2 protein-coding genes are annotated in these 1,107 nt (G+C 28.5%); one reads left to right on the forward strand and one right to left on the reverse strand.

The window, feature by feature from the left end:
* Positions 1–539, forward strand: a 539-nt coding sequence (locus tag E6248_RS16250) for a M20/M25/M40 family metallo-hydrolase (protein WP_316341802.1), incomplete at its 5' end; no start/stop codon positions are given.
* A 175-nt stretch (positions 540–714) separates the two neighbouring features.
* Here the strand turns inward: E6248_RS16250 and E6248_RS16455 are convergent.
* Positions 715–867, reverse strand: coding sequence for a LysR family transcriptional regulator (locus E6248_RS16455; RefSeq protein WP_396335169.1), 153 nt, complete (start codon positions 865–867; stop codon positions 715–717).
* Positions 868–1,107: the final 240 nt, after the last annotated feature.

A 1,107-nucleotide genomic window follows, 5' to 3' on the forward strand; every position in this document is an offset into this window, starting at 1 on the left:
GTATTGATCCTATTGTAGTAGCAAGCCAAATAGTTTCTAGCTTACAAACAGTTGTAAGTCGTAACTTAACTCCATTTAGCAATGTAGCTATAAGTATAACAAGATTTCAAGCAGGAAACACTTGGAATGTAATACCTTCAAAAGCTGAACTTGAAGGGACAGTAAGAACATTTCAAAATGATGTTCGTGATATTATTCCTAATTTAATGAAAAGAAATGTAGAAGGAATAGCATCAGCCTTTGGCGCAAAGATAGACTTTAGATGGTACCCATATGCACCATCTGTTTATAACGATGATAAATATACTAAAGTAGTAACAGAAGCTGCAACAGAATTAGGATATAAAGTTGTAGAAGCAAAACAAAGTGCAGGTGGAGAAGACTTTGCATTATATCAAACTAAAATTCCAGGCTATTTCGTATGGATGGGAGTCGGAGGAAGCAAGGAGTGGCATCATCCATCTTATAATTTGGATGAAGAGGCTTTGATTGTGGCGGCTAGGTATTTTTCTGGTTTGATTAGGAAGGTATTATCATAAGTTAAATTTAAGGAAATATAATAGAAGAAAAAGTTGATTTAATTTAAATATTATATTTGGTTGTTTGTGCAACTGCCTCATATAAAATCATTCTATAGAATAATTGAATTAAAAAATTATAAAATTATATTAGATGAGCTAGTAGTTATTAAAAGACTATTAGCTTTTTTTTACACTAATAATTAATATTAATAGATGCTAAAGCAACAATATATAAAGTTGTAATTTTATATGAAAATACTATATTATGACCTTCTTTTTCAAATAGAGAAATACCAAGTTCATCTTCTAATGATGCCATAGCATGACTCAATCCTGGTTGAGTTATTTTTAATGTTTAATTAACTTTGTATTTTTATTCACATCTATTAGTAAAAAAATTCATTAAGAAAATTGATAATTAATAACTTATATATCTTTTAAATATATAAAATTGTATGAAAATTAATACTATAAAGAAGATTCGTTCATTGACAAATATTTCATTTGAGACTATAATGGTAACAAATAGAGGAGCTGATGATCATGTACTCGACAAAGTATGCTGTAAGCATTCACATTTTAAGCC

Origin of the sequence: Clostridium sp. (assembly GCF_032552055.1) — a bacterium.
Taxonomy (GTDB): Bacteria; Bacillota; Clostridia; order Clostridiales; family Clostridiaceae; genus Clostridium.